This is a genomic window from Actinoplanes campanulatus, from assembly GCF_014647795.1.
In the GTDB taxonomy this organism is placed as follows: domain Bacteria; phylum Actinomycetota; class Actinomycetes; order Mycobacteriales; family Micromonosporaceae; genus Actinoplanes; species Actinoplanes campanulatus.
Genome location: NZ_BMPW01000028.1, coordinates 99,511 through 105,510, shown reverse-complemented (window position 1 = coordinate 105,510; position 6,000 = coordinate 99,511). Strand labels below are relative to the sequence as shown.

The following is a 6,000-nucleotide window of genomic DNA, read 5'->3' as shown; positions in this document are numbered from 1 at the left end:
CGAGCAGATCCTCTTCAACGAGCTGCGCCCCGGCCAGATCGTCGTCGTGGACTGCGACGACGATCGGGCCGGGCTCGTCTTCCGCTGCGCGGCCCCCATCGAGTCAGTGGGGGAGGAGCTCCTGCCCGGCTAACACCACCAGGTCGTCGGGTGCCATCGTCAGCGTGTGGCCGGACCGCTCCCGGCGGACCCGGTAGGCCACCGGCGGACCGGCGGCGCCCCACACCGCGCCGACGATCATGGCACGCAGCCCCTGGTAGGGCCCGGTCTGCAGCCGCACCCGGGTGCCGGGGGCGTGGCCGTCGTCGGCGACCATCAGCACCGCGTCGAGCGTCTGCGCCACGCCGGTGACCGGCGCCTCCGGGTGGGTCGCCCACAGGACCTGGCTCAACGCGGCCAGCCGGATGCCGACCTGCCGCATGTGCCAGTCGGCGCCGTCACGGCTGGCGGCCACCGCGTGCTCCAGGACCGGCCACAGCTCGCCCGGCTTCCGGTCGAGCAGCGCACGGGCCGCCCGGTCGAGAGCGGCGCACTCCATGTCGACAGTGGTCTCCTCGCCCATCTCGGCCACCCAGGCCAGGAAACCGGGCTCCGGCAGCAGCGCGGGCGACTCGAAGACGACCGCCATGTACAGCATCGACAGCAGTTCTGCGCGGTCCTCGCCGTGGTAAAGCGACCCGGTCGTCGGGAACCGCTCGACCAGATGCTGCGCGCGGCCGTCCGGCAGCAACGCGGCCCGCCGGCTGTCGGCCAGCCGCTCCTCAAAAGCCCACCGGGCGCGGGCCTCGATGAGACGGTGCCGCTGCTCGTCACCGGTGAACGGATAGATCGTGCGGCCGCTGCCGGCCACGGTCTCGCCCGGCCGCAGGCCGGTCGCCTCCAGTTGGCGGGCGGCCACCGAATACCGCACACCGGTCAGGGCGGCCTGGGCACGGATGGCTCGTTTGCGGGCCCGGCCCTGCCGGGGAGCCCGCCGGGGATGCTTCTCAACCATGGTCGTCTCCGGAGCAGTCCCACGCCCTGCACGGACGGGCGACATAACGGCGCCGGGGCAGGATCGAACGGCGCTGAGTCGCGGACTCTTGGCCCTTGATGGGCGACCGGGCGTGGGCCGGCCACCCGTGGGCTCGGGCGGGCGCACCGCCTGCCATGAATCATATCTACGCCCGTCCGGCCCCGCCGCCCCGCGCTACCGTTCCGGGCGCCCCCGCGCTGTCCGTGCGCGCGCGCCGCACTGCCGTTCCACACGCCTCTGCCCCCGTCCGCATGGCCCCGTACTGCCATTCCGCATGCCTTTGCGCTTGCCCGTCCCCGCGGCTCCGCGCTGCCCGTCCCCGCGGCTCCGCGCTGCCCGTCCCCGCGGCCCCGCGCTGCCCGTCCCCGCGGCCCCGCGCTGCCGTTGTGCACGCCACGCGTGCCTCCGCGCGGGCCGGCCCGCCGATTCCGGTTCGCTCATCCGGGTCCGGTGGCAAAAGACCGGCGGTCGCCCGAAATCCCCCAGTGACCGCCTTCGTTGATCAACTGAGCGGCGGCCGGCCCACGTCCCGGTGCATCTGTTGACGGATGTCGATGTGCCTGCTTGCATGGCAGCGCGGTAAAACGATTCACTGCCTGTGTCATCCGTCAAGAGGAGAACCGGTGCGGAGATCACGATCGCTCGACCTGGCGCTGACCGCCGTCACCGCTGTCGGCGGTGTAGCCGGCCCGGCCCACGCCGGCGGCCCCCGCGGCATTCCGGGGGATTGCTCCGGCGCCGCGCCGATCGTCTGCCACTTCGATGTCGTCCCCGGTGTGTACGACGTCTCGGTCGTCCTCGGCAGCGCCGACGAGGCCGCCGTCACCGGAGTCCGGGCCGAGGCCCGCCGGATGATGCTCGGCGAGATCGCCACCGAGGCCGGCCGGTACGCCCACCGCTCCTTCGCCGTCGACGTCCGCGAACCCGAGGGTGAACCGACCAAGGTCACCTCCGGCACTCCCGGCCTGACGCTGACCTTCACCGGCTCCGCGCCGCGGGTCGAGCGGGTCACGGTGCGCCCGGCCCGGCGCCACGGCCCGACGCTGTTCCTGGCCGGCGACTCGACGGTCTGCGACCAGGACACCTTCCCCTACACCGGCTGGGGGCAGGCGATCCCGCAGCACCTGCGGCGAGGTGTGACCGTGGCGAACTACGCCGACTCCGGCGAGAGCACCGGGTCCTTCCTCGCCGAACCGCTGCTCTGGGCCGCCATGCTGCCGCGGGTCGGGCGGGGCGACGTGGTGCTGCTGCAATTCGGCCACAACGACAAGACCACGACCGCCGAGGATTATCGCGCCAACCTCACCCGGATGATTACCGAGCTGCGTGCCCTGCATGCGAAGCCGGTGCTGGTGAGCCCGCCGGTGCGGCGCCGCTTCGACGCGAGCGGGCATCTGGACGCGGTGGCCCGGCACACGAACGGTCTCGGCGTGGACCTGCCGGCGGAGATGGCCGCTGTCGCAGGCGAGCAGGCCGTGCCCTACATCGACCTGACCGCGGACAGCGCGGCGCTCGTCGAGGGCCTCGGCGTCGAGGGGTCCAAGCCGATCTACCTCTACAACGAGCTACGCGACAACACCCACTTCTCCGAGTACGGGGCCGATCGGATCGGCCTGCTCGTGCTCGCCCGGCTCGCGGAACTGCGTTTGTTGCCGCATGCCTCTTTGCGTGGGCCCAGTGTGCCCCTTGAGGGTTAAAACGTTTCATAGAAACGCGATCTGTGTCGGGTTGCACTGTGATCAACGCGGGGCGACCCGACGCATCGTCACGAGACGACGGCTCCGCCATGATCGACGCCACTGTCCCCGGTCCGCACGGCCCGGTGCCCATCCGGAGCGGGCCGCAAGGGTTGAGCGGGTCGCAAGGGTCGCGGCCTCCTTCGCCGCGGTCTGGACCGCGCCGAGGTCGATCCACGGGGCCAGGAAGACCCGGAGGCCGCGACCGCGCAGATGCCGGGCGATCTGTTCGGCGAGCGCGGAGTCCTCCGGGACGCGGTAGAGGAACGCGTCGTAGGGCCGGTTCAGCACGTCGGCCTGGACAGTGGCGGGATCCTTGCGGACCGGCCGAAGCTTGCCGCGCATCGGGATGTAGTTGAAGTAGGCCGCGACCACGGCGACGACGACCACCCCGGCGATTTCCAGGCGTCCACGGTAGTGGCCGCCGCCCCGGCCGCGCTCGTGGTGAGCCGGGCGGCGGCCTGACGGTCACGCCGGCTCGGGGTGCTCCGTGACGTTCTGGAGGTAGAGCTGCTCGCCCAGCTTCTCGATCAGACCGAGCTGGGTCTCCAGGTAGTCGACGTGGTGTTCCTCGTCGGCGAGAATGTCCTCGAAGATTCGTGCCGAGGTGACATCACCGATCGAGCGCATGTACTCCAGGCCGCGGCGCAGCCGGTCCACGGCCTCGACCTCGATCTTCATGTCGCACTCGAACTGCTCCTTGACCGACTCGCCGATCCGCAGCACGCCCAGCTTCTGGTAGTTGGGCAGGCCCTCGAGGAAGAGGATCCGGTCGGTCAGGATCTCGGCATGGCGCATCTCGTCGATGGACTCGTGCCGGGTGTGCTTCGCCAGCACACCGTGTCCCCAGTTCTCCTGCATCTTGTAGTGCAGGAAGTACTGGTTGATCGCGGTGAGTTCCGCGGTGAGCTGCTCGTTCAGGAATTCGATGACGCGGGCGTCGCCTTGCATGCCAAATACCCCCAGTTATGGCTAACTGGGGTCAATCGTACGCGTCCCGTGACGCTAAGCGACCATGGGCAGGCGTGTGTCCGCGGATTCCTCCTTGATCAGCTCACAAATTCGGTCAAGACAGCTGCCGCAGCCCGTACCGGCGCCACAGGCGTCCCCGACCTCTTCCTCCGTCCTCGCACCGTCTTGAATGACAGCTCGGACCTCACGCTCGCGAACGTGATAACAGATGCAGACGTACATCGAGCGCCGATCCTTCGAGAAGCCTAGCCTTACGTTGGTTAGGCTGCCCTAAAAATCGAAGACCTGCAAGATGAGGCCGCCGAGTTTGGCCCTCCAGGGACTGTGATCAGAATCGGCCATTAACGCAGGTCACTCAGGGTGGCGCCGCCACGGTCGTGGCTCGTTCCGCAACGCGGCCGTCCACCAGGCGCGCACCGAAACCACCGGAACCGCCACCATGCCGGCGACCAGGAACAGGTACGCGAACAGCCCGAGCCGGCGCGAGGTGAGGGTGAACCCGTCACGGCTGAGCGCACGGGCGAGGTTGACGTCGAAGTCGATCGAGGCCAGCAACCACGCCACCGCGATCCAGATCGGCGCCGGCATGGCCGGCAGGGTCACCGCGACCGCCAGGATCCCCGCGACCAGCAGCTCGTACCGGCCCGCCACCAGCAGTGCGGCCACCAGCATCAGCAGGACCGTACCGGTGAAGGCGAGCATCCAGCCGAGCTTCGCCTGTACGCCGAAGTCGCCGACGGACACGTCCCCGGTCGGTTTCAGCGTGGGCAAACCGCCGCCGCCCGCCGGGCGTCGGCCTGCTGGATCCGGGTGTAGAGGGTCAGCAGCAGACCCGGCAGCAGCGTTCCGGCCACCAGCGCGGACGGTCCGGCGACCAGGCGCAGGACGTGCCGCCGCACCAGCGGCGCCCAGGTCAGCACGGTGAGCAGCCCCGAGCCGATCAGGTACGCCACCCAGTAGATCCGCAGCTCGGACAGGGTGACGCGGGTACCGGAGACGGTGCCAGCGAAGTCGGCGCGGGTGGCGAGCGTCAGGGCCACCGTCCCGGCGGCGGCCAGGACGTAGAGGCCGGGAGTGGCGCGTTTCGCGGCGGGCGCCCGGCTCCGGTGCAGCAGGGCCAGACCGCCGAGCAGCCCCAGCGTCGCCACCACCTGGGCGATCACCCAGACGGTGACGGCCACGGTCTCCGCCGCGGTCGGCGCCAGTTCCGCCATGGGTGCACCTCCCGGATCGGTTCACGATCGTAGATGTCATCCTCGATCGGAGCGCGTCCGCCGTACCGTCGCCGGGTTTTGATCCAGGTTTGGAACGCCCTCCAGACGGGCGCGGCAGGCGGCGAGCCGCGCCGCCGGCTCCGGGGCCCGCTCGGCAAGAGCCCGCAGATCGGTACGTGTGTTCAACAGTTGACTCCAATACACACCCCGGCCCGTCTCCAGCAGTTCGGTGGCCGGCCCCGGCCGCTTCGCCAGCGCCGCAGCGGCGCCGTTGGGCACCAGGTCACCGGCATAGGCGTGCAGCAGACTCCACTGGTCGTGGCCGTCGATTCCCCACCACGCCAGCAGCGGCAGCAGCCGGATCGCCGCGGTGTACGCGGTGACGGCCGTGTGCGGCACGGTGGAGCCGGTGACCACCCGCACCCGGCCGGTCGCGGCGTCGACCCGGTTGACGATCGGCGCGAGCGTTCACCGGGTGGCCTTCCGGAGCACCCGGACGGCGGTGCGCAGATCGCCACGCGCCCCGGTGAGCTGGAACCGGGCGATGAACGCGCCACCGAGGTCGGTGAGGCGTCCCGCGAGATCGGGATCGTCCGGGGGAGTGGCGCGAACCGCCTGCTCGTGCACCGTGACGGCCTCGTCCAGCTCGGCGTGGCTGTGCAGCGCGCAACCCAGGTTGGCGAGGATCGTGGCGCGATCCGGATGGTCCACGGGCGAATCCGCCACCACCCGCCGTCCGGTGGCGATCGCCTCCTCGAGATCGGACGGGTCGCCGTGCCGCTCGAATCGCATGTAGAGCGCCCTGCCGAGATCGGCGGCGTAGCTGACGCGAGCGGGGTAACCGATCGGTGTGGCATCACCGGTGCCGCAGAGCGACGCCGAGGTTGATCAGGGCACGGGTCCGGTGGGGATGATCCGCGGGGACGGCGGCCAGGACGGCCCGGGCGAAGTCGATGGACTCGTCCAGCGGTCCCGGGTCGCCGAGTGGCGTCGCCGCTTCCAGCAGGTCGCCCGCCCTCCGCAACCGCGCGGTGGCCGGCCGCCCGACATGGCACCAATCTAC

The 6,000-nt window shown here is 70.7% G+C and carries 10 protein-coding genes; 1 reads left to right on the top strand and 9 read right to left on the bottom strand.

Annotated features, from left to right (window positions below; translation table 11 throughout):
- Nucleotides 1-103 precede the first annotated feature (103 nt).
- Entirely contained in the window at nucleotides 104-994 is an 891-nt protein-coding gene (locus tag IEZ13_RS39820) for a hypothetical protein (protein ID WP_183226656.1), read from the bottom strand.
- A gap of 644 nt (nucleotides 995-1,638) precedes the next feature.
- Here IEZ13_RS39820 and IEZ13_RS39815 point away from each other — a divergent pair.
- The gene (locus IEZ13_RS39815; protein ID WP_203834064.1) at nucleotides 1,639-2,712 is read left to right on the top strand and encodes a rhamnogalacturonan acetylesterase; all 1,074 of its coding nucleotides are present in this window, start codon (nucleotides 1,639-1,641) and stop codon (nucleotides 2,710-2,712) included.
- Between the two features lie 42 nt (nucleotides 2,713-2,754).
- Here the strand turns inward: IEZ13_RS39815 and IEZ13_RS39810 are convergent, their stop codons facing one another.
- From IEZ13_RS39810 to IEZ13_RS39775, 8 genes are all read right to left on the bottom strand, one after another.
- On the bottom strand, nucleotides 2,755-3,141 hold the full coding sequence (locus IEZ13_RS39810) for a hypothetical protein (protein ID WP_183226658.1): 387 nt from the start codon (nucleotides 3,139-3,141) through the stop codon (nucleotides 2,755-2,757).
- Between the two features lie 78 nt (nucleotides 3,142-3,219).
- Complete coding sequence (bfr, locus tag IEZ13_RS39805) at nucleotides 3,220-3,702, bottom strand: bacterioferritin (RefSeq protein ID WP_183226659.1); 483 nt, start codon at nucleotides 3,700-3,702, stop codon at nucleotides 3,220-3,222.
- A gap of 54 nt (nucleotides 3,703-3,756) precedes the next feature.
- Complete coding sequence (locus IEZ13_RS39800) at nucleotides 3,757-3,945, bottom strand: (2Fe-2S)-binding protein (protein ID WP_183226660.1); 189 nt, start codon at nucleotides 3,943-3,945, stop codon at nucleotides 3,757-3,759.
- 129 nt (nucleotides 3,946-4,074) lie between these two features.
- Nucleotides 4,075-4,494, bottom strand: coding sequence for a hypothetical protein (locus IEZ13_RS39795; protein ID WP_183226661.1), 420 nt, complete (start codon nucleotides 4,492-4,494; stop codon nucleotides 4,075-4,077).
- On the bottom strand, nucleotides 4,482-4,937 hold the full coding sequence (locus IEZ13_RS39790) for a hypothetical protein (protein WP_183226662.1): 456 nt from the start codon (nucleotides 4,935-4,937) through the stop codon (nucleotides 4,482-4,484). Before IEZ13_RS39790 ends, IEZ13_RS39795 begins: the two co-directional genes overlap by 13 nt.
- Before the next feature lie 36 nt (nucleotides 4,938-4,973).
- Nucleotides 4,974-5,360, bottom strand: coding sequence for a hypothetical protein (locus tag IEZ13_RS39785; RefSeq protein WP_183226663.1), 387 nt, complete (start codon nucleotides 5,358-5,360; stop codon nucleotides 4,974-4,976).
- Nucleotides 5,361-5,405: 45 nt separating this feature from the next.
- Nucleotides 5,406-5,783: a tetratricopeptide repeat protein gene (locus IEZ13_RS39780; RefSeq protein ID WP_268240195.1), complete on the bottom strand. Its 378-nt coding sequence runs from the start codon at nucleotides 5,781-5,783 to the stop codon at nucleotides 5,406-5,408.
- Nucleotides 5,784-5,793: 10 nt separating this feature from the next.
- Nucleotides 5,794-5,961: a hypothetical protein gene (locus tag IEZ13_RS39775; protein ID WP_183226664.1), complete on the bottom strand. Its 168-nt coding sequence runs from the start codon at nucleotides 5,959-5,961 to the stop codon at nucleotides 5,794-5,796.
- Nucleotides 5,962-6,000 lie beyond the last annotated feature (39 nt).